Source organism: Runella salmonicolor (assembly GCF_024158025.1).
Lineage (GTDB): Bacteria > Bacteroidota > Bacteroidia > Cytophagales > Spirosomataceae > Runella > Runella salmonicolor.
Genome location: NZ_JAMZEL010000001.1, coordinates 594366 through 620001, shown reverse-complemented (window position 1 = coordinate 620001; position 25636 = coordinate 594366). Strand labels below are relative to the sequence as shown.

The 25636-nt window shown below is 43.8% G+C and carries 20 protein-coding genes; 18 read left to right on the top strand and 2 right to left on the bottom strand.

The window, feature by feature from the left end; genetic code table 11:
* The first annotated feature begins 147 nt into the window (after nt 1-147).
* The 5 genes from NCI00_RS02615 (at nt 148) to NCI00_RS02595 (ending at nt 9407) form a co-directional block, all read left to right on the top strand.
* Nucleotides 148-1338, top strand: a complete 1191-nt coding sequence (locus NCI00_RS02615; RefSeq protein ID WP_253524725.1) for an MFS transporter — start codon at nt 148-150, stop codon at nt 1336-1338.
* Between the two features lie 279 nt (nt 1339-1617).
* The gene (locus tag NCI00_RS02610) at nt 1618-2520 is read left to right on the top strand and encodes an alpha/beta hydrolase (protein ID WP_253524723.1); all 903 of its coding nucleotides are present in this window, start codon (nt 1618-1620) and stop codon (nt 2518-2520) included.
* Between the two features lie 51 nt (nt 2521-2571).
* On the top strand, nt 2572-4965 hold the full coding sequence (locus NCI00_RS02605; RefSeq protein WP_253524721.1) for an alpha-L-rhamnosidase-related protein: 2394 nt from the start codon (nt 2572-2574) through the stop codon (nt 4963-4965).
* Between the two features lie 136 nt (nt 4966-5101).
* A complete protein-coding gene (locus NCI00_RS02600; RefSeq protein ID WP_253524719.1) occupies nt 5102-6010 on the top strand; it encodes a sugar phosphate isomerase/epimerase family protein in 909 nt (302 codons plus the stop codon).
* A 112-nt stretch (nt 6011-6122) separates the two neighbouring features.
* Entirely contained in the window at nt 6123-9407 is a 3285-nt protein-coding gene (locus tag NCI00_RS02595; protein WP_253524717.1) for a glycosyl hydrolase, read from the top strand.
* A 57-nt stretch (nt 9408-9464) separates the two neighbouring features.
* Here NCI00_RS02595 and NCI00_RS02590 read toward each other — a convergent pair whose 3' ends face one another.
* The gene (locus NCI00_RS02590; RefSeq protein ID WP_253524714.1) at nt 9465-10364 is read right to left on the bottom strand and encodes a helix-turn-helix domain-containing protein; all 900 of its coding nucleotides are present in this window, start codon (nt 10362-10364) and stop codon (nt 9465-9467) included.
* Between the two features lie 203 nt (nt 10365-10567).
* On the opposite strand from NCI00_RS02590, the gene NCI00_RS02585 reads away from it, so the two are divergent.
* The 5 genes from NCI00_RS02585 (at nt 10568) to NCI00_RS02565 (ending at nt 15782) form a co-directional block, all read left to right on the top strand.
* Complete coding sequence (locus tag NCI00_RS02585) at nt 10568-11329, top strand: hypothetical protein (RefSeq protein WP_253524711.1); 762 nt, start codon at nt 10568-10570, stop codon at nt 11327-11329.
* A gap of 318 nt (nt 11330-11647) precedes the next feature.
* Nucleotides 11648-12880, top strand: coding sequence for a multidrug effflux MFS transporter (locus NCI00_RS02580; RefSeq protein WP_253524708.1), 1233 nt, complete (start codon nt 11648-11650; stop codon nt 12878-12880).
* A gap of 167 nt (nt 12881-13047) precedes the next feature.
* Entirely contained in the window at nt 13048-13842 is a 795-nt protein-coding gene (locus tag NCI00_RS02575) for a hypothetical protein (protein WP_253524705.1), read from the top strand.
* A gap of 3 nt (nt 13843-13845) precedes the next feature.
* A complete protein-coding gene (locus NCI00_RS02570; RefSeq protein WP_166559777.1) occupies nt 13846-14736 on the top strand; it encodes a helix-turn-helix domain-containing protein in 891 nt (296 codons plus the stop codon).
* A gap of 62 nt (nt 14737-14798) precedes the next feature.
* Nucleotides 14799-15782: an aldo/keto reductase gene (locus tag NCI00_RS02565; protein ID WP_253524702.1), complete on the top strand. Its 984-nt coding sequence runs from the start codon at nt 14799-14801 to the stop codon at nt 15780-15782.
* Nucleotides 15783-15962: 180 nt separating this feature from the next.
* Here NCI00_RS02565 and NCI00_RS02560 read toward each other — a convergent pair whose 3' ends face one another.
* Nucleotides 15963-16688, bottom strand: coding sequence for an NUDIX hydrolase (locus tag NCI00_RS02560; protein ID WP_253524699.1), 726 nt, complete (start codon nt 16686-16688; stop codon nt 15963-15965).
* A gap of 258 nt (nt 16689-16946) precedes the next feature.
* Here NCI00_RS02560 and NCI00_RS02555 point away from each other — a divergent pair, with 258 nt between their 5' ends.
* The 8 genes from NCI00_RS02555 to NCI00_RS02520 all read left to right on the top strand — a co-directional run bounded on the left by NCI00_RS02555 (nt 16947) and on the right by NCI00_RS02520 (nt 25575).
* Nucleotides 16947-18464: a hypothetical protein gene (locus tag NCI00_RS02555; RefSeq protein WP_253524697.1), complete on the top strand. Its 1518-nt coding sequence runs from the start codon at nt 16947-16949 to the stop codon at nt 18462-18464.
* A gap of 72 nt (nt 18465-18536) precedes the next feature.
* A complete protein-coding gene (locus tag NCI00_RS02550) occupies nt 18537-18917 on the top strand; it encodes a hypothetical protein (RefSeq protein ID WP_253524695.1) in 381 nt (126 codons plus the stop codon).
* 4 nt (nt 18918-18921) lie between these two features.
* On the top strand, nt 18922-19740 hold the full coding sequence (locus NCI00_RS02545; protein WP_253524693.1) for an SDR family NAD(P)-dependent oxidoreductase: 819 nt from the start codon (nt 18922-18924) through the stop codon (nt 19738-19740).
* A 34-nt stretch (nt 19741-19774) separates the two neighbouring features.
* Nucleotides 19775-21865 carry a PKD domain-containing protein gene (locus NCI00_RS02540; RefSeq protein WP_253524691.1) on the top strand — a complete coding sequence of 697 codons (2091 nt, stop codon included), beginning with the start codon at nt 19775-19777 and terminating at the stop codon, nt 21863-21865.
* Nucleotides 21866-21935: 70 nt separating this feature from the next.
* Entirely contained in the window at nt 21936-22325 is a 390-nt protein-coding gene (locus NCI00_RS02535) for a hypothetical protein (protein WP_253524689.1), read from the top strand.
* Nucleotides 22326-22600: 275 nt separating this feature from the next.
* A complete protein-coding gene (locus tag NCI00_RS02530) occupies nt 22601-22846 on the top strand; it encodes a hypothetical protein (protein ID WP_253524687.1) in 246 nt (81 codons plus the stop codon).
* A gap of 128 nt (nt 22847-22974) precedes the next feature.
* Nucleotides 22975-23436, top strand: coding sequence for a (2Fe-2S)-binding protein (locus tag NCI00_RS02525; protein WP_253524685.1), 462 nt, complete (start codon nt 22975-22977; stop codon nt 23434-23436).
* Between the two features lie 9 nt (nt 23437-23445).
* Nucleotides 23446-25575: a xanthine dehydrogenase family protein molybdopterin-binding subunit gene (locus NCI00_RS02520; RefSeq protein WP_253524683.1), complete on the top strand. Its 2130-nt coding sequence runs from the start codon at nt 23446-23448 to the stop codon at nt 25573-25575.
* Nucleotides 25576-25636: the final 61 nt, after the last annotated feature.

Here is a 25636-nt window from a genome sequence, read left to right as displayed (position 1 = left end):
AAGGAATGAATTATGTTCTTGTTCGATACGAAGCAACGGCTGTATTTTATGGCAATATATGATTGATTCTGCCTGATTTTAGTTGGTTTATGCCTATTTTTTCTTACTTTTTTAAATAACAGAACATCCCTAAACCTCGCTTTAAACATGAAAAAAGGACTTTTTACGTACGAAAACGGCATTGTACTGTTAATGGCACTCACATTTGGGTGCTTATTTTTCGACCGCTTGGCGCTCAATTTTTTGATGCCTTATGTAGCCAAAGACCTTCAACTCAACAACACGCAAATCGGACTTTTGGCGGGGGCATTGTCGTTGGCGTGGGCATTTTCGAGTTTTTTCTCTACGGCATGGGCCGAAACCAATAATAAGAAAAAACTCGTTTTCGTTGCCGCCGTTTTTACTTTCTCTCTTTGTTCATTTGGCTCTGGTTGGGCGGTTTCGTTTGTTACGTTGCTGATAGCCCGCCTCGTCATGGGTTTTGCCGAAGGGCCCGTGATACCGTTGGCCCAAAACTTTGTTGAGCGCGAATCTTCTCCTCACCGACTGGGCATAAACGCAGGGATTTTGCAAGGGGTAGGTTCTGCTTTGTTTGGGTCTATTTTGGCCCCCGTTATTTTGGTGCAAATTGCCGAAAATATAGGGTGGCGCAATGCCTTTTTTGTGGCAGGAGCGCCGGGTTTATTGTTGGGTTTATTGGCTTGGAAATTTGTCAAAAAATCAACCGCTGAAAGTGTGCAAACCCGAGAGAAATCCACCCTCAATATCTCCGAATTGTTACAATACAACAACATCAAATGGGGCATCGGGGCGGCTTGCTGTGTGTTTGGGTGGTGGTTTGCTACACTGCCGTTTATCTCCAATTATTTTGTCAATTCACAGGGAATGTCGGCCGACCAAATGGGCAAAACCATGGGGCTTTTGGGCGTTTCGGGGCTTTTGTCTTCTGTCATTGTGCCTGGACTTTCGGATAAAATCGGACGTAAAAAAGTGCTGCTGATTTTTATGGTGGTGGGTATGTTTTACCCTTTTGCGGTCTATTTTTTGGCGGGCTCGGTGTTGCATCTTCCAGCCATGTTTCTGACTTATTTTATGATGGGACTACTCCCCGTCGTGGCGGCTGTATTGCCTTCCGAGTCGGTGCCTGACCATTTGAAAGCCAAAGCGTTAGGATTTATTACGGCCATTGCAGAAATTGTAGGAGGAGTAATGGTGCCGGCCTTGGCGGGCGTCCTTTCCGACAAAATCGACCCTTCGGCTTTTCTTTGGGTGGCGGCGGCATTGGCGTTAATCGGCTTGTTTTTCGTGATGAAATTGAAAGAACCATCAAAGCTGTAAAAAAGACAGAGCTATTGGAGAACGGTCCACTTGGGCATTAAAGCATTGCTTCTTTGGGACTTAGCGTGACTGACACTTTTATTTTTACTTATTGTCTCATTTTGGGTCAATACAGGTGAGTTCAGGATACTTTCTGTACAAAAGCGCTATAAACTTGTACTAATGTTAGAAATAAACCCACTCAATGATGATTAGACATTCCGTTAGATTTGAGTTGAAATATATCTATTCGGTCTTCGCTTTTGATAGGAAATGTACCCTTTAAATTTTGCTAACCAAATGAAAATCAACTTTTTACGCTTTGTTGCGCTGCTGCTGTTACAGTCGTTTTTTGTTAATGCCCAACCGCAAACCAACCGTGTATTAAAACTCTTTCCCGAAGGAACGGTACTGTACGGGGATATTCCGTACAATGGTGATACGCTCAAAAAGCATTTGCTGGATATTTATTTGCCCGCCAATGCGCCTAAAAATCTGCCTTTGGTGGTTTTTATTCATGGAGGTGGATGGATTGGAAATGACAAAACCGCCGATATTGGCTACATGGGTAATACCGTATCGGCCTTGATAAACAATGGTATTGCCATAGCGTCCATAGATTATCGTTGGGCTACGCAAGCTACTTTTCCAGCCCAAATCCAAGATTGTAATCGTGCCGTGTCTTTTTTGTACGACAATGCCGAAAAATATGGCTTGGATAAAAACCGAATCGCCTTGATGGGATTCTCGGCGGGCGGGCATTTGGCATCGCTTTTGGGATTGGCCCACAACAACAAAGTGCCTGATTTTTATGTGAATAAGCAAGTCGCGAAATTCAAAATCAAAGCCGTCGTTGATTTTTATGGGCCTGCCGAATTGATTTTATTTCCTGGCGCCGACGATGCCAAATCACCCGAAGGACTGCTCATTGGCGCGGCACCGCTTGCCCGTCCCGACTTGGCAGAAGCGGCGAGTCCCGTAACCTACGTTGACAAAAATGACCCTCCATTTTTACTGATTCACGGTGAAAAAGACAACTTAGTTTCTCCCCGTCATTCGCAGTTGTTGAGTGCTTGGCTAACGACCAACGGGGTTGCAAATGAACTCATTATCGTCAAAGATGCGCCTCACTTTGGCAAAATGTACGATGTAGATGAAATACGAACGAAAGTGATGGCTTTTCTGAAAAAAGAATTGAAGTAGGATTGATTGGAAATAAATGTATCCTGAAAATTTAAGTCAAACCCATTCATCATGAAAAAAGTATTTGTACTTGCCTTACTTTTAGTAACACTAACGTCAATTCTTGTAAAAGCTCAGTTTGGGCCACCCACCGGAGAACCCGATGTCATAAACAAGCGTTGGCACGCACAATGGATTACCGTGCCCAACGCCACCACCGATGGGTATGGCGTGTATATGTTTCGCAAAACCATTGATTTGGCCGCAAAACCCAATAATTTTAAAATTCATGTTTCGGGAGATAATCGTTACAAACTTTTTGTGAACGAAAAATTGGTGTCAATGGGCCCTGCCCGTGGCGATATTGCCCATTGGAATTATGAAACTGTGGACATTGCGTCTTATTTAAAAGCAGGCAAAAACATTGTAGCGGCCCAAGTTTGGAATGAAGGAGAATTTAAACCTGAGGCTCAGATAACTTACCGAACGGGCTTTATTTTGCAAGGTGCTACCTCGGCGGAGTCGGCCATCAATACCAATAATACTTGGCTTTGTGAGAAAGACAATAGCTTTGCACCTTTGGTTTTTAGAACTAGGGGCTATTATGTAGCCGGGGCTGGCGAGATTCGTAACATGGCTTTAAGCCCCAAAAATTGGCAAAGTGAAGGCTTTGACGATAAAAATTGGCAAAAAGCAAGGCCAGTGGGTGGAGGAGTCCCCAAAAATATTTTAGGCGCTTTTGGTACGATGAGTGGCTGGATGTTGGTGCCTTCCATCATACCTCAAATGGAGTTGAAAGATGAGCGGTTAGCCAAAGTCGTTAGTAACGAAGGTATTACGGCCTTGCCTGCTGATTTTCCTGCCAAAAAATCAGAGGTGCTGATACCTGCCAACTCAAAAGTAAATATCATTTTAGATCAAAGCTACCTCACCAACGCCTATCCAAATGTAGAATTTAGCGGAGGCAAAGCTGCTACTATTACGTTGAGATACGCCGAAGCACTTTTTACAAAATCGGGGGGTAAAGGCAATAGAAACGAAACCGCTGGCAAAACCTTTGTGGGCCGTGCCGATAGCTTGGTTTCGGATGGAAGCCAAAATCAGAAATTTACCAGCCTTACCTACCGTACTTATCGTTATTTGCAACTGAGCATTGTTACTCAAAATGAGGCAATTACCCTAAATGATATTTACGGCACATTTACGGGGTATCCTTTTAAAATGAACGCCCAACTATCTGCCAATCAGCCCGAAATGGACAAGATGCTGGAAATCGGTTGGCGTACCGCTCGTCTTTGTGCGTATGAAACCTATATGGATTGCCCCTATTATGAGCAACTCCAATACATCGGCGATGGTCGCATACAGGCATTGGTGTCGCTCTACAACAGTGGCGACGACCGACTGGTAAAAAATGCCATCAATCTCATGGATTTTTCACGAACACCGGAGGGTGTAACCTTGAGTAGGCATCCCTCTTACACCCCGCAATTTATTCCTACGTTTTCGCTTTGGTATATTGGTATGCTGCAAGACTACGCCCGCTATGGGGCTGATGTAGAGTTTGTTAAAAGCAAAATAAGTGGTACTCGTCAAATATTGGACTATTTCAAAAGCTACCAACAAGCCGATGGGCGACTAAAAAATACCCCTCAATGGATGTTTACCGACTGGGTGGATAATTTCAAAGAATGGCGGGCAGGTGCAGGACCCATGAGCGCCAACGGTACCTCGGCGGTGCTTGATTTTCAATTGCTTTGGGCGTATCAAGTTGCGTCAGATTTAGAAACCAAACTGGGCAATCCTGCCTTTGCCGCTCAGTACCAAAAGGAAATTGCAACTTTAAAAAATACCATCAGAGCTAAATATTGGGATGGTACTAAAAAGCTGTTTGCTGACCGTGAAGAAAAAGATGAGTTTTCACAACATACCAATTCGCTGGCTATTCTAACGGGTTTGGCAAGTAGCGAGGAAGCAAAACAAATTGCCCAATCACTACTAACCAACAACCAGCTCGCGCCTGCCTCTATCTATTTTAAGTATTATTTGCATCAGGCACTGATAAAAGCAGGCAAAGGAAATGACTATTTGAAATGGCTTGATAAATGGCGCGAAAATATTCAAATGGGACTTACCACTTGGGCCGAAACCTCAGATGTAGACAAAACTCGCTCTGATTGCCACGCTTGGGGTTCAAGCCCCAATATCGAATTTTACCGAACAATTCTCGGAATAGACAGCGATGGATTGGCATTTTCAAAAGTAAAAATTACCCCGCATTTGGGGCAGATGACTAATATAAACGGAACGATGCCGCACCCCAAGGGAAACATTTCGGCCAGCTATAAATTGGAAAATGGCAAATGGAAGATTCGGATAGAACTGCCCAAAACCATAACAGGTAACTTGGTTTGGAAAGGAAAAACCATTGCTTTGAAAGAGGGGGTGAATCAATTCAATATTTAGAAAAAGAAAAAATAAAACCATTCATGCCGTTGGCGGGTGTTCTCACCGCCAACACCCTTATTGCTAACCATTTTATTTTGCAGGTGAAAAACACCTGCAAAGGCAAAATTTTATTCTTTCTTAAAAATCTCAAAAAATGAAAAGAAAATATCAAATCCACTTTTTAACTGCGGCGGTGTTGAGTATCGTGTTAAACGGCTGCTTTTCATTGACTTTAAGTGCGCAGTCTGGTACTAAAAAGGCGGCAGATAAACCTACTTCTAAGGCAGTTGACTGGAAGTTGGGCGTGGCTTTATATACTTTTAGTACCATGTCGTTTCCAGAGCAGTTGGCCTACGCCGACAGTGCTTCTCTAAAATACGTAGAAGGGTTTGTGTTTGCCAAATCAGGTAAAGAGTTAAAAGACACCGTGTTATTTAAACTTTCACCAGCGGGTATTCAAAATCTAAAGAAAAAAGTGGCGGACCAAGGGCTTAAAATGGAGTCTATCTACGTCGTTGGAGGCAAAAATGTGGCTGATTGGAAACGAGATTTTGAGGTTGCAAAAGCCTTTGGGGTAAAATACGTGACGGGAGAACCTCCCCGTAACATGTGGGATAGCGTGGACAGCTTGGCGGGAATTTATGGTATTAAAGTAGCTCTTCATAATCATTGGAAAGAAAATAGCATTTACTGGCACCCCGATTCGGTGTTGGCAGCCCTCAAAGGCCACCCAAATTTTGGCGCTTGCCCTGATTTGGGGCATTATCCAAAATCAGGGATAAACCCCGTAGATGCGTTAAAAAAATTGGAGGGGAAAATTATAGGAATACACCTCAAAGACATTGCTGAATACAATAACAACAAAATTCAAGATGTGCCTGTGGGTACGGGAGTGGTGGACTTTCCCGCGGTTTTTGCGGAATTAAAACACCAAAGGTTTAATGGGCATGTCATGTTTGAGCGAGATACAAAAGAGCAACCCAATAACCTCACATCTTTAAAACAAATGGTAAATTACTATTATAAAACGTTGGATTTACCTCGACCATTTTTTCCTAAATAAGTGCTTTGTGTACCGTTGGGGGTGTTCTCACCGCCAACAACCTTATCGCTAACCATTTTATTTTTCAGGGGAAAAACACCTGAAAGGGCAAATTTCAACGCTTAAAACTGAAATGAAAAAAAATAAAAAACCGATTGTAGCCCTGCTTGCGCTATTGAGCTTAGGGGGCTATGCCCAAGACAAAACGGACTTTCAAACTCCCCCAAGCTCGGCAAAACCACGGGTTTGGTGGCATTGGATGAACGGCAATATCACCAAAGAAGGTATCCAAAAAGACTTGGAATGGATGAGCCGCGTGGGGATTGGCGGTTTTCAGAATTTTGATGCCAACCTTTTTACGCCCGTTGTTGTGCCCAAAAAACTGGTTTTCATGACACCCGACTGGAAAGATGCCTTCAAGTTTATGACCCAAACGGCCGACCAAAAAGGGCTTGAAATGGCCATTGCGGGTTCGCCAGGTTGGAGCGTAACGGGTGGCCCTTGGGTGGAACCCAAAGATGCCATGAAAAAGTACGTTTGGACGGAAACACGCGTTGAAGGTGGAAAGGCTTTTTCGGGAAAATTGCCCCGACCTGCTGACGTAATCGGGAAGTTTCAGAATGTACTGATTGGTGCGGGAGGGCTTACGGGGGGATTTGTGGGTGAAAAACCTAACTTTTACCAAGATGCGTTGGTGATTGCGTATCGTTTGCCCAAAACGGATAAGCCTTTTGCCGAACTGAATCCCAAAGTCACTTCAAGTGGTGGGAATTTTAGCCTCAAAGACCTAAGTGATGGCGATTTGGCCAAGGCCGAATTTATCCCTCCGATGGAAGTAGGGCAAGATATGTGGATTCAGTACGAATTTGATTCGCCGCAAACATTTAAGGCATTTGCGATTGCTGGCGCGATAGAAGGTGCCCTGAGCGAATTTAGAGGAAACCCCGAAAACCGTAGCTTAAAAGTAAGCGATGATGGGGCCAATTTTCGAGAAATTGCCAAAGTATCAGGCAGTACCGTGCCTTTCAATACGGTAGCTTTTGCACCTACAACGGCCAAATATTGGCGAATCGCGATAAAAACACTCCCACCTGCGGGAAATCCGTTTGGGGGCCTAATGGGCAACGCCAGCGCTCCTGCCAAATCGGACGGGGTACACGTAGCCGAATTTGTGCTCTACAATACCGCCCGCATTGATCAAGTAGAAGACAAAGCAGGGTTTTCGCCGTGGCGAGAAAATGGAAAAATGAGTACGGGCAGCGCCGCCGATGCTATTCCTACGGAAGATGTAGTGGATGTGACCTCAAAAATGAGTGCAGATGGCACGCTGAACTGGACTGCGCCCTCTGGTGATTGGGCTATTATCCGCTTGGGCTATTCATTAACAGGCCGTCAAAATCACCCCGCCTCACCTGAAGCAACGGGCTTGGAAGTGGATAAATTGGATAAAGAAGCCGTCAGAAAATACATCAACACCTATCTGGATATGTACAAAGATGCCACGGGTGGTATGATGGGGGCTAAAGGTTTGCAATACATGGTGTTGGATAGCTACGAAGCTGGCCACATGAACTGGACCAAAGCATTTCCTGAAGAATTTCAGAAAAGACGCGGTTACAGTATCGTGCCTTGGCTGCCCGTACTGACGGGGCGAATCGTCAAAAATGAAGAAGCCAGCGAAAAGTTTTTGTGGGATTTTAGAAAAACCATTGGTGAACTCATTGCCGAAAATCACTATGATGTCATTGGCGAAGAGTTGAACAAAAGAGGCATGAAACGCTACACGGAGTCGCACGAAGGTGGGCGTATTTACTTGGCCGATGGCATGGATGTGAAACGTAACTCCGAGATTCCGATGTCGGCCATGTGGACACCGGGCAGTCTGGCAGGAGGGGCCGACGAAGAGGTTCGCAGCGAAGCTGACATCAGAGAATCAGCATCGGTTGCCAATATTTATGGAAAGCCGTTTGTGGCCGCCGAATCTATGACTTCCGTAGGCAAACCTTTTCAGGAATATCCCGAACGCCTCAAACGTACGGCCGATTTGGAGATGGCGTCGGGCCTGAATCGTTTTGTGATTCATACGTCTGTTCATCAGCCACTTGATGATAAAAAGCCAGGCTTCTCGCTTGGGCCATTTGGCCAGTATTTCACCCGTCAAGAAACCTGGGCAGAGGTAGGAGGCAAGGCGTGGATGTCGTATTTAGGGCGTAGTTGTTATTTGTTACAACAAGGCCGCAATATCGCTGATGTGTTGTACTACTACGGTGAAAACAACAACATTACGTGGATTAGTCGCGAAAAACTCCCCGCTATTCCGTCGGGCTACGAGTATGATTTTGCCAATTCATCGGCCCTCATCAACGCCATTCAGGTAAAGAATGGGAAACTGGTCGCTCAAAGTGGCAATACGTACAGTTTGTTGGTGCTCGACGAAACCGCCAAATACATGACCTTGCCCGTGTTGAAAAAACTACGTGATTTGGTAAAAGCAGGTGCGAAGGTAGCGGGTACAAAGCCCGAACAGTCGCCAAGTTTGGCCGACAATCAGAGCGAGTTTCAAGCCATCGTCAACGAAGTTTGGGGTAGCCCCAACGTCTTGAAAGGCTCCGTGGCCGAGGCGTTGAAGGCTCAAAACGTGAGCGAAGATGTGATTATTAGCAAAGCGCAAAACAAGATTCTGTATCGTCACCGTCAGGCAGCCGACCAAGATATTTATTGGCTCAACAACCGCAGTGCAAACGCAACTTCGGCCGAAGTGAGTTTCCGGGTGACGGGCAAAGTGCCCGAACTCTGGAATGCCCAAACTGGCAAAACCGAAAAAGTAAGTTATCAAATCAAAGAAGGCCGCACCGTTGTTTCGCTAAACTTTGAATCTTGGGATGCTTTCTTTGTCATTTTTAAAGAGAAGACAACGGCCAATGGTTATACTAAACCTGCCACCAAAGAAACGACATTGACCCCGATTTCAAGCCCTTGGAAAGTGAGTTTTAATGATAAAAATGTGGCGTTTGACAAGCTTATTTCTTGGACAGAGAATACCGATGTCGATGTTAAATATTTCTCGGGAACCGCGAATTATGAAAATACATTCAAAATAACATCTGTTGACAAAGCGGCTAAGTATGTCGTTGATTTAGGCGACGTCAAAAACATCGCCGAAGTGGTTGTAAATGGTAAAAATGTGGGTACTGCTTGGAAGACGCCGTTTAAGTTGGACATTACCGAAGCAATAAAAGCAGGTGACAATGCCATTCGGGTCAATGTCACAAACACTTGGGTAAACCGTCTCGTTGGGGATGCCCAGCCTGATGTCAAACAAAAGACAACTTTTACGACCATGCCTTTTTATCGCAAAGACTCACCGTTGGTGCCTTCGGGGATTATTGGCGAGGTCAAGGTGAATGTAGTAAAGTAATATTTTATGCCTTTGCAGGTGTTTTTATCTGCAAAGGCATAAAATTATCCGTGATTATTACTTGCGTAATCTATATTCCAATGGCGACATCCCCACGCGCTGCTTAAAAAGTCTCGTAAAATGCTGGGGGTATTTATAGCCTATTTCGTAGGCGATTTCGCTGATGGATTTGTTGGAATCAAAAATCTTTTCTTGGGCAAGGTCAATCACTTTGGCTTGTATGTATTCTAATGCAGATTTGCCCGTTTCTTTCTTTACCAAATCGCCAAAATAGTTGGCTGATAGATTCAGTTTTTCGGCACAATAGGCTACCGAGGGCAAACCCACGAGTTGGGGCTGGTTAGATTCAAAATATTCATTCAGTAAGTTCTCAAATCGTGCCAAAATATCTTTGTTTATGTTTTCTCGGGTAATAAACTGACGGTCAAAGAAACGAATACAGTAGTTGAGAAATAACTCAATGTTGCTCACTATCAACATTTTGCTGTGCTTGTCGATGCCACGTTCTAACTCTTCTTTTATTTTTTTGAAGCATTCCAAAACAATCTGTCGTTCGCGCTCCGAAATGTGCAAGGCTTCGTTGACATCGTAGGAGAAAAAACCATATTCCTTGATTGTTCTACCCAAGGATGTGCCACGAATAAAGTCAGGATGAAACACCAAGGCCCAGCCCGTGGGCTGTACCAATATTTGGTCGGGTAAATTAAATCCAAAAACCTGCCCTGGAGCAATGAAAATCAACGTCTCATCTTGATAATCATATTGATTGCGTCCGTAGGCCATTTCTTCGCATTTTACATCTTTCAAAAAAATAACATATATCTCTGAAAGATATTTATTGGCCTGAATTTTCACCGATTTTGATTGGTCAAGTACACTTACCAAAGGGTGCAAAGTTTCTTGTCCTCTATGAGCATTAAACTGCGTGACGCTTGCTAGTTTTTCGATTTTCTCCATGATTTTTAAATGCTATTGATTCAAAAATACGATAAATACTAAATGCTTTTTGGGTAGCATTTCTAAATCGGTAAAAATGGTAAATGATACCGTAATACGGGTATGAGTCTAATTGAAAAATAGAAAGAACTTTGTCCGTCAGATAATGATAATCAATTAAAAATGAACGGCATAAGCAGCCCCAACGACTGATATTTAAAATAATGAGAAAGACACTCCTCCTGTTTTGTATTTTGTTTTCCCCTTATTCTGCTTTTACCCAAACGGTAGATACTACCCAAACGCCTAGTTTTTTTAGCGGCCAAATCACCGCTACCAACAATGGGATTTCGCTCATACCAAATTTCTCTTTAAACAAGCCTGCGGCCTTGTTTGATTTGTCGATGGGAAAAGGACGCCTGAGCTTCGATCCAATGTTCCGCTTTGGCTTAGATGGGAAGCCTTGGACGTTTGTTTTTTGGTTTAGGTACAAGTTGATTGCCAACAAAAAATTCTCAATGGGAATCGGTGGTCACCCTGCATTTTTGTTTAGGGCCGAAACCGTTACTGTCAATGGTATCAGCAAAGAATTGACGACCGCCCAACGGTATGTAGCTTGGGAAGCCAGCCCCACTTACCATTTGAACAAGAAGGTAGGGTTGGGGTTATATTATTTAGGTTCGCATGGATTGACCAAGGATTTAATTCAATATGGTCATTTTGTAGCACTAAAGGCAATCATTTCAAATCTTAAGCTAACAAATCAACTCAATTTTTCATTTGTTCCGCAGTTTTATTACTTAAAACAAGACCAAGCCGCAGGAACGTATTTCAATGCAAGTTTAGGCTTGGCAAAGACTCATTTACCTGTTTCTATTTCAGCAAATATTAGTAAAACTATCAAATCTGAAATTAAGGGAAGAGACTTTTTGTGGAGTATTGGGTTGGTTTATAACATCAATAACAAATACTTTAAAACTAGATAATGGCATTGAGTACGTTTCTACCGATGTTAGTGTTTTACACCCCCAGCAAACTAATTGTTTGATTTTCGTAATTATTGCTTTGAATTGTGTTCATAAGAATACCCACCAATCTCCTAATTTTGTGGTGCAAAAGCTGCGTTTTTGGGCGTAGTTTGGCGGCCAATAAATTTGGCAAGTAAAAATACCAGCAAAGGCAAAGGGCACCATTTTAAGACTGCCTTGGTTTACCATAAATGGTGGCAGATTAGGAACTTGTCAAGGACTTCAAGCTCCGTCACTTTCGTTTTTTTTTGAAAAATTCACCTAACGCAAGCTTGAATGAACTTAGAGGTAACGGCAGTTAATCAAAATAAACGTTCATTGTTAATTTTGATTTTGGGCTTACTTTCGGCCATTGGCCCATTTTCGATTGATACCTATTTGTCGGGCTTCCCGAGTATAGCGGCCGATTTGAAGGTGACAGTGGAAGATGTTTCTTACTCATTATCCAGTTTTTTTATCGGTATTTCGGTAGGCCAATTAATCTACGGCCCCTTGCTAGACCGTTTTGGTCGCAAAACACCTTTGACCATCGGTCTGGTCATTTACTTTTTTGCATCGATAGGTTGTGCCGTGGCTACCTCAATCGAGATGCTCATAGCATTACGCTTCTTACAAGCTTTGGGCGGTTGTGTGGGCATGGTTGCGCCGAGGGCCATTGTGAGAGATAGTTTCCCCATTCAGGAAAGTGTCAAAATATTTTCTACTTTGATTCTCATCCTTGGTGTATCGCCCATTATTGCGCCCACCGTTGGGAGTTATATGATTAGCGCGTGGGGTTGGCATTCCGTGTTTTGGCTGCAAGGGGTTATGGGCTTATTGTTATTGTTGGCCGTAGTGTTTGTCTTGGCCGAAAGTAAAAGACCTGACGCTTCTGTTTCGCTATTGCCAAAGCACATTATTCCAAGTTTTGTAAATATTTTCACCAATCCCCAGTTCTTTACGTATGCGGTTGCGGGTTCAATGGTAGCGGGTGGGGTGTACGCCTATTTGTCGGGGTCACCTTTTGTTTTTATGAAGATTTTTAAGGTGACAGAACAGCAATACGGCTGGATATTTGGGTTGCTGGCGGGGGGGCTTATTCTTAGTAGCCAACTCAATAATTTATTACTTCGCAGATACCACTCTGAGCAGATTATTAAGGCCGCGTTGTTGATTCAAACCACACTGGGCATCATTCTGTGCAGTTTGAGCTTTTTTAACTGGCTCAATTTATACAACTCTATCTCGCTCATCTTTTTGTTTCTGTGCTGTCAAGGGTTTAGTTTCCCCAACTCTTCAGCACTCTCTTTGGCCCCTTTTTCAAAAGAAGCAGGCAGAGCATCGGCGCTGTTGGGGGCTTTGCAAATGGGCCTTGCGTCGCTGGCAGCGGCGCTCGTGAGCGTATTGAGCAACGGAACCAGCTTGCCCATGACCGGCGTAATGGCGGGCTGTGCCCTGACTGGTTTGACAATTTTCGGGGTCGGCCGTTGGATTATCAGAGGTAAAAATAAACAAGCCTTGAGGAGTTGAGAAAATACGTTCAAAATCATTTTGTCGAAGTGCTGAGTTGCTGAAAATCAGCGCTTTTTGCGGGTGTTTTATTGTTTGATTTTTGTAAGTTTTGATTTGAAAAGTGTTAAAATATGGCACAGAGTGCTGCTACTTTTGTAGCAACAAAAATTTTCAAAATAAGACCAATGATTTATTCTTTTACGAAAAACATCCTCCAAAAGATAATTCTGACACTTTTCCTTACAATTACCCTTCAAATTTCCTTTGCACAAGATACTGATAGTACCTCAAAAATTATCAATTTCAGAGGAGCTGCCAGCCTAACCAATAATGGATTTTCGTTTATTCCTGCTTTTTCGCTAGGAAAACCCGCCGCTATTTTTAACTTTAACATCAACGGTGGTAAACGGTTTAGTTTCGAACCAGAGTTTCGCTTTGCCCTCAAAGATGGGCGTCCGTGGTCTTTTATTTTTATTTGGCGCTATAAAATCATCAACCAAAATCGCTTTCAAGCCTCCATTGGCACTCACTTTCCTGCCGTGCCGTTTCGGGTGCTTGCGTATGAAACAACCCCCGACGTTAAAAATACTTTGGCGGTTTCGAGGGTGATTCCAGTTGAGTATACTTCTAATTTTATCATCAATAAAAACAACAGCATCAACTTATTTAGTTTGTACGCCAAAGGCGTTAGCGATGATGCCACCAATCATACCGCTTTGGTTTCGTTGAGGGCTGTTTCCACTATTTCAATTAATAAAAACCTCTCATTTCGAATCAATCCGCAATTGTTTTATCTAAAATTAGATGAGAAAGATGGTTATTATTTTGCCTCAAATTTTACCCTTTCATCGAAAAAAACGCCGTTTTATCTTGGTTCAACCATCAATAAACCAATTAAAACTAACATTGCAGGGAAATCATTCGATTGGAATATAAGTTTGGGTTATTCGTTGGATAGAAAACTGATTATAAAAAAGTAAATGATGGAAAAGTCAGAAACCTTGCAAGATTTTTATAATCGAAAATTTGAATGGATACCCGAAAATCTGAGTAAAGATATTGGCCATGTAAATATGTTTCGGTTGCCGCATCCTGCCAATAAACCAGTGCCGTATCGTCGACGTGATTTCTTTAAAGTTACGCTCTGTCGAGGGGGGAGTCGTATCCATTATGCCGACAAGGTTTTTTCATTCGAGAAGCAGGCACTTGTTTTTTCAAACCCATTTATTCCCTACAAATGGGAGCATATAAATGAAGAAGTATCTGGGTTTTATGTGATATTCAATACTGTTTTTTTTAACCAATTTGGCAATCTGATTCAGTATGAGGTGTTTCAGCCAACGGGTACGCACGTTTTTGAATTAGACGATGCTCAATTTGAGCATCTATGCGGGATTTATGAAAAAATGGAAGCTGAACTCAGTTCTGAATACATTCATAAGTACGATGCCATCAGAAACTTGATATACGAGTTGATTCATTATGCCATGAAAACGCGTCCATCGACGCGCATTGAGCAGCTTCCTATCAATGCCTCACAGCGAATCTATTGGTTGTTTTTGGAACTACTCGAAAGACAGTTCCCGATTGACGAAAACCATACCGAAATTAAGCTAAGAACCGCCTCCGATTTTGCAGACCAGTTGAATGTTCACGTTAATCACCTCAACCGGGCGGTAAGAGAGACCAGTGGCAAAACGACCTCAAATCTAATTGCCGAACGGCTTTTACGAGAAGCCAAAATCATGCTCAAGCAAAGCAAATGGAACGTGTCCGAAATTGCATTTTCTTTGGGTTTTACGGAGGTGACGTATTTTAATAATTTCTTTAAAAAGCACACAGAAATGAGTCCTGTAAAGTTTCGGAATGCTTAATATTTATAGCTGATTAGGCCATTTTACATTATCTATCGGTTTAAAACTAAATGATAGCAACAATGAAAAAGAGAATACTGGGAAAAGATTTGGAAGTTTCAGCCATTGGGTTGGGTTGTATGGGAATGAGTTTTGGCTATGGCCCAGCGGGCAAAAAATCAGAAATGATAAAAGTGATTCGGGCGGCGGTAGAGCAAGGCGTTACTTTTTTCGATACTACAGAGGTGTATGGTCCTTATACCAATGAAGAATTAGTAGGCGAAGCCTTAGCTCCATTTAAAGGAGAAGCTGTGATTGCTACAAAATTCGGGTTTAATTTTGTAGATGGAAAAATGGCTGGAGTAAACTCGCGCCCCGAAAACATCCGAAAAGTAGCCGAAGAATCAATGAAAAGGCTCAAAATTGAGGTAATTGATTTGTTTTACCAACACCGGGTTGACCCCAATGTGCCCATCGAAGAAGTAGCTGGTACGGTAAAAGACTTGATTCAAGAAGGAAAGGTAAAACATTTTGGTCTTTCGGAAGCTGGAGCAACCACCATTCGCAAAGCCCATGCTATACAGCCCATAACGGCCTTACAATCAGAATATTCGCTTTGGACGCGCCAACACGAAAATGAAATCATTCCTACTATTGAAGAACTAGGCATCGGCTTTGTTCCTTTCAGTCCGCTTGGAAAAGGATTTTTGGCAGGAAAAATAGACGAAAACACCACCTTTGCCGAAGGTGACATTCGTAATATTTTGCCAAGATATACCCAAGAAGCACGCGTCTCTAACAAAGCTTTACTGGGTGTTATCGAACGGTTTGCTCAAGAAAAAGAGGCAACAAACGCTCAAATTGCAATAGCGTGGGTATTGGCGCAAAAACCGTGGATTGTGCCTATTCCTGGTACTACCAAATTGCACCGTTTGACAGAAAACAACGCGGCGGTTAATGTCACTTTTACCGCTTCAGAATTGGCTGAATTAACCGCAGCTTCTGAAGAAGTAAAGGTGATGGGAACCAGATACACGGACGCCATGGAGAATAGTACAGGATTGTAAACTGTATTTTTAAAACTAAGCTTTTATCATCGAAAATCCGTGGGGGCTTACGTATGATTTACTAAGTTTGGTGTTTTCACCGCAGGGCCCCGTACCCTTGCTTATCTTCAAACTGAGAAGGGTTGGCGGAGAGAACACCACCAATGGTATAGAGTAAAAAAATGGTGAATAATCTTCATCTCACTTCTTAAACCGATATAAATATGGGGCTTTATTGGCCGCCCCCGTAAATTTCTTTTCGAGGCGTTCTAATACGTTTAATTCCAAAATCATTTTTTGAAAGTTGGTACGGACGAATGTTTTTTCACAAATGGCTTCATATACTTCCTGAACCTCTTTCATCGTAAATGTTTCTGGGAGGAGATTAAACGCATTAATCTTTTCGTCGAGGTGGCTTTGTAGCGTTTTTAGGGCTTCATTTACGATGTCGCTGTGGTCCATAATCATCCTTGGTAATTCATGAATGCTGTACCATTCTATGGATTCATCCAAATCTGTTTTTTGTGGTACAACCTTGTTGATGTCCACCAATGCATAGTACCCTATCGAAATAAACCGCTTCGTAAACCAATCGTATTCTTGTTGAGCTTCATTTTTTACATTTAATTTATCGAAGTTGAAGGCAATCAATTCATCAAGAAAGGGCTTATTGGTTCTACTTGCTTTGCCAAACACCCGAAATTGCTCCAAATAAATATCTTGGATGCCGGTGCGGTCGCGCAAAATGCGCTCGGCGGCCTGGTCTATGTCTTCGTCTTGATACACGAACCCACTCGGTAGCGCCCAAAAGTCACCCTTGAAATTTATTTTGGGAATCAGGACTTTGAGTTGTCGCTCATAGTAGCCAAAAATCACGCAATCAATTGAGACTTGGGAAATATAGTTTTGTTGACTTGGATTCTTCATAAATGGATATGATAACTACAATGGTCTGTTGTGATGTGCAAATTTGTGCATTTGCCACGTTGAATCTACGATTTGTGGTGCTTTATAAAATTGCCCAATCAATGAAGGAAAAACAGCCTCAATTATAATTGCATTGCAAAGGTATATAATTGAATAAAAATTATTGTATAAAAAATATACAATAATAAAACTTTGTTTACCTTTGTCTTGTCAATCACTAATAATCAGCCTTTTGTGTAAGCATTAACCTTTATGGCGATGAGAAAAATACAATTTTATCTTTTGGTAACTTTTCTTGCTTATTTCCCTTTGTCTGGCTTTGTACGAGAAACTTTTGCGCAAAACAAACTCAATCTGACGCAAATGGGCCTGATTGGAAAGGTTGACGAACGGTACCAATCATTTAACGTGGAGATGTGTGAGGTAATTGGCGGCGATTTTTGGATTCCTTATGAGTTAATAGACTCGGTAAGAAAACATTCTAATAAAAAGGGAATTGATGCCCTCAAATGGAAAATCGAGCCCATCAATTTGGCTCAGCAAAAGCTACGTAATCTGGCGGCTGCCTTAGGGCCAACGTATGTGAGGGTAAGCGGTACGTGGGCTAATGCCGTCTATTTTCAAGACAATGACGAGGCCAAGTTAGCCAGCCCACCTGCGGGTTTTAAGAATATTCTTACCCGTCAGCAGTGGAAAGGGGTGGTAGATTTTTGCAAGGCAGTGGATGGTAAATTGGTAAGTTCATTTCCGATTAGTGATGGAATGAGAGATAAAGACGGAAACTGGACCCCAACGCAGATAAAATCTATTTTGGACTATACACGCTCCATAGGAGGGGAAATAGCCGCCGCTGAACTGTTCAACGAACCTTCACACGCCTCTCATGGCGATGCGCCCAAAGGCTACAACGGTGCACGATTTGCGAAAGACTTTGCGGCTTTTAGCGCTTTTGCCGCCGAAGCCGCCCCTAAAATGAAAATCATTGGCCCGGGCTCTACGGGCGAAGGCATACTCCCCTCGGGGTTGGACCTATCGGTGGATGAGCTATTGTCGGCCACCCCCAAACCCACTTTTGAAGTATTTACGTACCACTATTATGGCACGGTGTCAAGGCGTTGTATGGGTGGACAAAAGCCCGAAAATGCCCTCTCTGCCGAATGGCTGAGCAGAACCGAAAAAGGACTGGAATTTTACCAAAACGCCCGTGATAAATACGTGCCCAATGCGCCCATCTGGCTCACCGAGACCGCCGAAGCCGCTTGTGGGGGCAATCCTTGGGCTGCTACCTACCTTGATAGCTTCCGATACTTAGAACAGTTGGGTCGATTGGCCAAAAAAGGGGTTCAGGTGGTGATGCACAATACCCTCACTCGCAGCGAATACGCTTTATTAGACCATGATACTCACAATCCCAGACCCAACTACTGGGCGGCATTGCTTTGGAGCCGGTTGATGGGGACGCAAGTATATGAAGCTGGAAGTATTGCTCCAGGGGTTGATATTTTTGCCCATAACTTAAAAAATAAATCGAATGGCAGAGCAATCCTGATTTTAAATACCAACGAAACGGAGGCATCGCTCATTATTCCTGCAAATGCGAACCAATATTTAATGACGGCAGATGAGCTGATGACCAAAAAAGTAAAACTGAATGGAAAAGAACTGATGCTTACTCCAAAAGATGAAGTACCCGTCCTAGTTGGGAAAAAGGTAAAAGCAGGCGTAGTAAAATTGCCCGCCCACAGCATACTGTTTCTTACGTTTGAGAAATTCTAAAAATAAATTGTTCTAAAAGTATTCACTAAACAAACGTGGCGACGGCGTGTTGACGCACCAAACGCAATCTCAATGAAAAAAGCAAATCTCTTTTTTATCGTACTTTTCTTAGGAGTAATTACGGAAGCATTTTCTCAAACTACTCCGTCAACTGATTTCTTTGCTGGGAAATGGGAAATCGCACTGGCGGGAACACCCATGGGAGATGTAAAATTTACCACAAATCTTGTTCGTAAAGATGGGAAACTGGCGGGTGAGTTGGCGAGGGCAGATGATCCAACTGCGGGAAAACGTCCAATCACCAAAATAGAAGAAACCGACAAAGTATTGAAAATATACTTTGAGTCTCAGCAGGGTGGAGAAATCTCTATTGACTTAGAGAAAGTGGATGATAACAATCTCAAAGGAAAGTTGATGGATTTTGAAGCTACTGCCAAAAGAATAAAGGACTAAGATAATGCAAGTAGCCAACAAAACAATCGTAGTTACGGGTGCTGGAAGTGGCATTGGTAGAGAATTGACCCTGTTATTATTGCAAAAACATGCCAATGTCGCAGGTATAGACATTCACGCTGATGCCCTTGCGGAAACCCAAAAAATAGCGGGTGTTGGCGACGACCGTTTTAAAGGTTTTGTGATGGATATTACCGATAAAGCGAAAGTAGATGCTTTGCCGGCAGAAGTAATCAGACACTTTGGCTCAGTAGATGGCATCATCAACAATGCAGGAATTATTCAGAAATTTATTGCCGTCAATGACCTGACCATCGAAGACATCCACCGAGTGATGAACGTGAATTTTTATGGAACGGTTTACCTGACCAAAGCCTTTTTGCCTTTGTTTTTAGAACGTCCCGAAGCCCACATTCTGAATATTTCGAGCATGGGAGGATTCATCCCATTTCCCAAACAAACCATTTATGGGGCGGCAAAAGCGGCGGTAAAAATCTTTACGGAAGGGCTTTATGCCGAACTAAAAGATACAAATGTGCGCGTTACGGTGGTTCACCCAGGGGCAGTTGCGACCAACATCACCGAAAACTCAGGTTTGGGCAAGCCTAAAATAGACCCAAACGACCCTAAAAATGCCAGTGCCGCTGCTAAAATGACACTTTCGCCCAGAAAAGCCGCCGAAATCATCATTCGGGCCATGGAGAAAAACAAGTTTAGAGTAACGGTAGGAAAAGATGCCACAATGCTCGACATTCTCTACCGATTCAACCCCCGATTTGCCACCAATTTCATCGGCAAAATGATGAAAAAAGTGGGGATGTAATTCGTGAAATTCCAAGAAAGAAACCATCAAACCCATGAAAAAGGCATTATTCTACCTGTTTTTCTGTACAATAGGTATCGGGAAAAACTTGGCTCAAACGCAAAGTGCCGTAGCAAAAGATACACTCTTCAATAAACCCTATATTGATGCTGACGAATGGCGGGAAAAACCCGTCAGACATCGCTATGTACACGGGGGTTTTGAAGGTACTGAGGCTCGATTCTCTTTTTATTTCCCTTCAAAAGAGCAATATAAGGGTCACTTTTTTCAGTACATCACCCCATTTCCTGATAATGAAAATCTTTCGCAGGGGGCAGAAGGTGAGGAGGATAAAATCGGGTTTTCGGTGAGTCACGGTGCGTATTTTATTGAAACCAACGGCGGAGGAAGGTTTGATTTTACGGGTCAAAAAAAAGTAAGCGACCCATTAATTGGCGCTTATAAAGCCAATGCGGCGGCGGCGCAATTTTCTAAAACATTTGCCTCTAAAATCTTTGGTCCACACCGTACCTATGGCTATGCATTTGGTGGTAGCGGTGGGGCATATCGTACCATTGGTGCTATCGAAAATACGGAAGGGGTATGGGATGGCGTGGTGCCTTATGTAGTGGGTTCGCCTATGGCTATTCCGAATGTGTTCTCGGTAAGAATGCACGCCATGCGTATTTTGAATGATAAATTTCCGCAAATAATTGATGCCTTAGAGCCTGGTGGAAGCGGTGATATGTATGCTGGTCTTAACGAAGAAGAAAAAGCGGCTTTGGTGGAAGTAACCAAAATGGGTTTCCCCCCTAAATCATGGTTTGGCTATAAAACGATGGGCGTGCATGGTTTCAGGGCGATTTATTCGGGCATGACCATGGCCGATAGAGCCTATTTTCAAAACTTTTGGACGAAGGAAGGCTATTATGGATCAAAGCCGCCAGCCTCATTTCTGAAAGCGCGTTTACAGAAAACGAGTAAAATTAAAAAAGGAATTCCGTATTTGGAAGCTGTTGATACCAAGTTGGTGGAGCCAATGTCTGACCAAGAAAAAGGAACAGCTGAAGCTGCTTGGAAAAGCCTGGGAAACACCGAAGGGACCTTGCCGGTGGCATTCCAGTTAGAAGATATTCTGCCCAATGTAAATTTCCTTGGGGGAGACCTGCTCATAAAAACGGGAGAAGCTGCCGGGAAAACTATCCAATTGCTCGCTGTAGAAGGCGATAAAGTGGTTTTGGGCGCAACTGCTCCCCAAATTTTAGCACAAATAAAAACGGGTGACGAAGTGGTGGTCGATAATTCCAATTTCTTAGCCGCTCAAACTTATCATCGGCATCAGGTGCCGGGCAAAGAATACAAAGTATGGGACCAATTCAGAAATGAAAAAGGCGAACCACTATATCCGCAGGGCCCTTTTTTGTTAGGGCCGATGTTTACCCGAGGTGCTTCGGGCGTCTTGCCAAACGGTAAATTCAAGGGGAAAATGATTATGCTCGAATCACTTTGGGATAGAGAAGCTTTCCCATGGCAGGCCGATTGGTATCGTTCAAAAGTCATTGAGAATTTAGGGGACAAAACAAACGATTACTTCCGATTGTGGTTTACCGACCGTGCCTTACATGGCGATTTAACCAAACAGGAAGACCCTACCAGAACGGTAAGTTATGTTGGGGTATTACAACAGGCATTGCTCGACCTGAGCGATTGGGTGGAAAAAGGCGTTGCCCCCGCGCCTTCTACCAATTACGAAGTGGTGGACGGTCAGGTAATTGTACCCGAAACTGCCAATAAAAGAGCTGGAATTCAGCCATTAGTGTCCCTGAAAGCAAATGGAGGGAAACGAGCAGATGTAAAATCAGGTCAAACCGTCACATTTACCGCAGTGGTAGAAGTACCGCCGCATACTGGCAAAATCGTTTCGGCAGAATGGGATTTTGAAGGGGTAGGCACATTCCCAATAAGCCAAAAAGCCATTTCTTTTGACGAGAAAAAGGGACATTTCTCCCTAAAAACGACCTATACGTTTTCTAAATCAGGGACTTATTTCCCGACGTTAAGAGTCGCTTCGCAAAGAGAGGGCGATGCTAAAACGCCCTATACTCGTATTCAAAATTTGGATAGGGTACGGGTGGTGGTGAAGTAGTATTTAGAAAAATTTCCAATTAAACTTTAATTTTAAAACAACCGTGGCGACGCACCAAACGCAAAAACAAATGAAAAAAGCAAGTATCTTACTTATTCTAGCATTCTTCGGAATCGCACTCCAAGGTTTTTCACAAGCCGCTACCCCCGCTGCCTCAACCAGTGACGTTTATACTGGCAAATGGGAAATGTTAATCATTGGCACACCCAACGGTGATGCTGCGCTTACTACAGTTTTGGTTAGAAAAGAGGGAAAGTTGACAGGTACAATTATCCCTAAAACGAGCGATCAAAAAGAAGAAATTAAGATTTCAAACATTGAAGAAGCCGACGGAAAAATTACCCTTTACTTTACTATTCAAGATTATGACGTCAATGTTTTGTTAGAAAAAGTAGATGATGAAAATCTGAAAGGTTCACTGATGAATATGTTTGATGTGAAGGCAAAAAGAGTGAAATAATTGAAATTGTGCCACGAATCATTTGTGCGTTCGTGGCAAAAATAAAACAAAATGAGAAATTATATTTTGCTCATAATCAGCTTTCTGCTCTTTTTTAAGTCGGTTTTTTCTCAAATAAAAGCAGGCCGAAATCAATCTTTTGATGCCAATTAGACATCTCCCATGATTGGAGTATCGAAGATTTAGCCAAAAATCCATCATATAACCTCATTGGTCCCTCCAGTCTGGCGAGTTAGATTTAATTGGCAATAAAAAATCAGCCTCTTATTATTTAGATGTGGTGTGGCGTAGAAGCCCGATGTTATATCAGCGTAGAAATCGTGGATGAAGCAGGAAATGTTGTGCCAAACATGGATGATGTTTTGGTCAAATACCAAATCTCTGTTAATGGTAGCATCGCTGGTGTAGGCAATGGCAATCTAAGAGATATGTCAAGTTTCCAAAAGCCCGAAAAACAGTATTCCAAGGCAGAGGCTTGGTTATTGTTCGCCCGGCTGAAAAAGCGGGAAAAATTACGCTAAAAGCTAAAGGGTTAAAAGATGGGTTTTTGACGATTGAAACCCGTTAAGAATAGGTAGTCTGTACGGTATATATCTCGGTTTACTGGCTTTTTTATAAATCAAAGTCAAACTGTGAAAGCGACCGTAAAATGGCTAACTACACCTTACAAATCAATAACAAAAACTACCGTGTGGATGTCGAAGAAGACACTCCGTTGTTGTGGGTACTCCGCGATAATCTTGGCTTGGTAGGCACCAAGTACGGCTGCGGTATTGCCCAATGTGGCGCTTGTACTGTGCATTTGAATGGCACAGCCGTGCGCTCCTGCGTGTTGCCAGTTTCGGCGATTGGCACTAAAAAAATCACCACCATCGAAGGACTGTCGGCCAATGGAGAGCATCCTGTGCAAAAAGCCTGGTCTGAACTTGACGTTCCTCAGTGCGGGTATTGCCAAGCGGGTCAGATGATGACTGCGGCGGCCTTTCTCAGCAAAAATCCCAAACCATCTTCCGAGCAAATCGAAGAAGCCATGAACGGCAACATCTGTCGTTGTGGAACCTATCACCGTATCCGTGAAGCCGTTGCGCTCGCCGCCACCAAACGCAAATAACCACACATCATGTCAACGAAATCAACGAGAAGAGATTTTATTAAGGCTTCGGCCATGGCTGGCGGAGGTTTTTTGCTGAGTTTTCGGTGGACCGACGCGCTGGCGGCTCCGCTCCCTGAAAGTGCCGCACGGGAGGTGTCGTTTAACAGTTACCTTTCTATTTCTCCCGATAATGTAATCACCATTTTATCACCCAATCCCGAAGTGGGGCAAAACATCAAAACGTCTTTTCCGATGATTGTGGCCGAAGAACTGGATGCCGATTGGAAAAACGTAAAAGTGGTGCAGGCCAATTTGGATACGCAAAAATTCAACCGTCAGGCCACGGCTGGAAGCGGTGCCATGCAGCATTCGTGGGACCGACTGCGCAAAGCTGGGGCTACCGCTCGCCTGATGTTGATGGAAGCGGCCGCCAAACGCTGGAATGTTTCATCGGCAACGTTGACCACCGAAAACGGGTTTGTGTGGCACAAAGAAAGCGGGCGTAAGCTCAACTACGGGGCATTGGCCACGGAAGCGGCGACGGTGGTGGTTCCGACCGAGGTAAAATTCAAAGAGAAAAAAGACTATAAATTGATTGGCAAGCCCATTCACAACGTCGACAATGCGGAGATGATTACGGGGAAGCCGTTGTATGGCTTGGACGTCTACCGCGAAGGAATGTTGCTGGCCATGATTGAACGGCCTCCGTTTGGGACCAAAATAAAATCAGCGGATGTGAGTGCGGCCAAGGCCATGCCGGGCATTGTGGATGTGGTTATTTTTAAAGACAAGGTAGCGGTTTTGGGCAAATCTACGTGGCAGGTAACCAAAGCCCGGAAGTTACTGAAAGTGGAATACGAGCCAGACGGTGCGGTGGAAAGTACGACCGACCACGACCGTTTGATGAAACAACTATTGGACAAACAAGACGTAAAACCCTCGCGCAAAGATGGCGATGTGGATGCCATCTTTAAAACCGCCGCCAAGGTAATCACGCGCGAATACCAAGCGCCCTTTTTGTCCCACGCCTGCATGGAGCCGATGAATTTCTTTGCCCATGTGCGAAGCGATGGCGTTGAATTGATTGGCCCAGCCCAATTGCCCGAAGATACCCGAAAGAATGTTGCCAAATTGTTAGGTGTTGATATTGAGAAGATTACCTTAGAAATGACGCGCATGGGCGGTGGCTTTGGACGTAGGCAGCGCTCCGACTATTCGATGGAGGCAGCCGAGCTGTCAAGCCTGTTGAAAGCGCCCGTCAAAGTAATGTGGACCCGGGAGGATGATATGCGGGGCGGACAATACCGGCCAGCAATGCGCTACCGTTTTCAGGCAGCCTTGGATGCCGAAGGAAATTGGATTGGGTATAGAATGCGCGGGGTAGGTGTCAACTCTGGCAACAGCACGCGTCCAGATCATTTTCCGGCGGGAGCCGTGCCTAATTTTTTGGTGGATTCCATCGACCATAAATCCCCCGTAACGACGAGTCCGTGGCGGGCACCTTCCGAGAATTTTTTGGGATTTGCCGAGCAGTCTTTTTTCGACGAAATCGCCACCGCCGCCAATCGCGACCCCATCGAATACCGACTTTCGTACCTTGATAGAGCCAAAAAATCGCCCACTGGAGCGGTAAAATATGATATTGACCGCATGAAAGGGGTGATTGAATTGGTGGCAGAAAAATCGGGTTGGGGCAAAAACAAAAAGGTATTTCAAGGATTCAGTGCTTATTTTTCGCACGGCTCGTACATTGCGCAGGTAGCCGAGATTGAAATGCAGAATGGCAATCCCGTATTGCGAAAAATGGTTGCCGCGGTAGATTGCGGCGTGGTCGTCAACTTAAGCGGTGCTTACCAGCAGGTAAAGGGCGGCATCATCGACGGCTTGGGGCACGCTTTGTACGGTGAAGTAACCCTCAAAGACGGCGTACCTGACCAAAAAAACTTCGACACCTACCGCCTGATACGCATGAAAGAAATCCCCGACGTAGAGGTGTATTTTGTAGACAGCGCCATCAATCCGACGGGACTCGGAGAGCCAGCTCTTCCGCCCGCAGCGGCGGCTTTGGCCAATGCCTTCTTTAAAGCCACGGGAAAACGACTTTACAATCAGCCCTTTATGCAGGAAGATGCTATGAAAGGGGTGAAGTTTGGGTAAAGTAGTTAGAGTCTCTGCCGAAGTTGGTGTTTTTCATCAACTTCAGAGGGGTTTGGCGGTG

What these genes read in the sequence shown, in the direction of transcription:
- NCI00_RS02615 (WP_253524725.1), top strand. Translation starts at nt 148, where the DNA reads ATGAAAAAAGGACTTTTTACGTACGAAAACGGCATTGTACTGTTAATG.
- NCI00_RS02610 (WP_253524723.1), top strand. Translation starts at nt 1,618, where the DNA reads ATGAAAATCAACTTTTTACGCTTTGTTGCGCTGCTGCTGTTACAGTCG.
- NCI00_RS02605 (WP_253524721.1), top strand. Translation starts at nt 2,572, where the DNA reads ATGAAAAAAGTATTTGTACTTGCCTTACTTTTAGTAACACTAACGTCA.
- NCI00_RS02600 (WP_253524719.1), top strand. Translation starts at nt 5,102, where the DNA reads ATGAAAAGAAAATATCAAATCCACTTTTTAACTGCGGCGGTGTTGAGT.
- NCI00_RS02595 (WP_253524717.1), top strand. Translation starts at nt 6,123, where the DNA reads ATGAAAAAAAATAAAAAACCGATTGTAGCCCTGCTTGCGCTATTGAGC.
- NCI00_RS02590 (WP_253524714.1), bottom strand. Translation starts at nt 10,364, where the DNA reads ATGGAGAAAATCGAAAAACTAGCAAGCGTCACGCAGTTTAATGCTCAT.
- NCI00_RS02585 (WP_253524711.1), top strand. Translation starts at nt 10,568, where the DNA reads ATGAGAAAGACACTCCTCCTGTTTTGTATTTTGTTTTCCCCTTATTCT.
- NCI00_RS02580 (WP_253524708.1), top strand. Translation starts at nt 11,648, where the DNA reads ATGAACTTAGAGGTAACGGCAGTTAATCAAAATAAACGTTCATTGTTA.
- NCI00_RS02575 (WP_253524705.1), top strand. Translation starts at nt 13,048, where the DNA reads ATGATTTATTCTTTTACGAAAAACATCCTCCAAAAGATAATTCTGACA.
- NCI00_RS02570 (WP_166559777.1), top strand. Translation starts at nt 13,846, where the DNA reads ATGGAAAAGTCAGAAACCTTGCAAGATTTTTATAATCGAAAATTTGAA.
- NCI00_RS02565 (WP_253524702.1), top strand. Translation starts at nt 14,799, where the DNA reads ATGAAAAAGAGAATACTGGGAAAAGATTTGGAAGTTTCAGCCATTGGG.
- NCI00_RS02560 (WP_253524699.1), bottom strand. Translation starts at nt 16,688, where the DNA reads ATGAAGAATCCAAGTCAACAAAACTATATTTCCCAAGTCTCAATTGAT.
- NCI00_RS02555 (WP_253524697.1), top strand. Translation starts at nt 16,947, where the DNA reads ATGAGAAAAATACAATTTTATCTTTTGGTAACTTTTCTTGCTTATTTC.
- NCI00_RS02550 (WP_253524695.1), top strand. Translation starts at nt 18,537, where the DNA reads ATGAAAAAAGCAAATCTCTTTTTTATCGTACTTTTCTTAGGAGTAATT.
- NCI00_RS02545 (WP_253524693.1), top strand. Translation starts at nt 18,922, where the DNA reads ATGCAAGTAGCCAACAAAACAATCGTAGTTACGGGTGCTGGAAGTGGC.
- NCI00_RS02540 (WP_253524691.1), top strand. Translation starts at nt 19,775, where the DNA reads ATGAAAAAGGCATTATTCTACCTGTTTTTCTGTACAATAGGTATCGGG.
- NCI00_RS02535 (WP_253524689.1), top strand. Translation starts at nt 21,936, where the DNA reads ATGAAAAAAGCAAGTATCTTACTTATTCTAGCATTCTTCGGAATCGCA.
- NCI00_RS02530 (WP_253524687.1), top strand. Translation starts at nt 22,601, where the DNA reads ATGTGGTGTGGCGTAGAAGCCCGATGTTATATCAGCGTAGAAATCGTG.
- NCI00_RS02525 (WP_253524685.1), top strand. Translation starts at nt 22,975, where the DNA reads ATGGCTAACTACACCTTACAAATCAATAACAAAAACTACCGTGTGGAT.
- NCI00_RS02520 (WP_253524683.1), top strand. Translation starts at nt 23,446, where the DNA reads ATGTCAACGAAATCAACGAGAAGAGATTTTATTAAGGCTTCGGCCATG.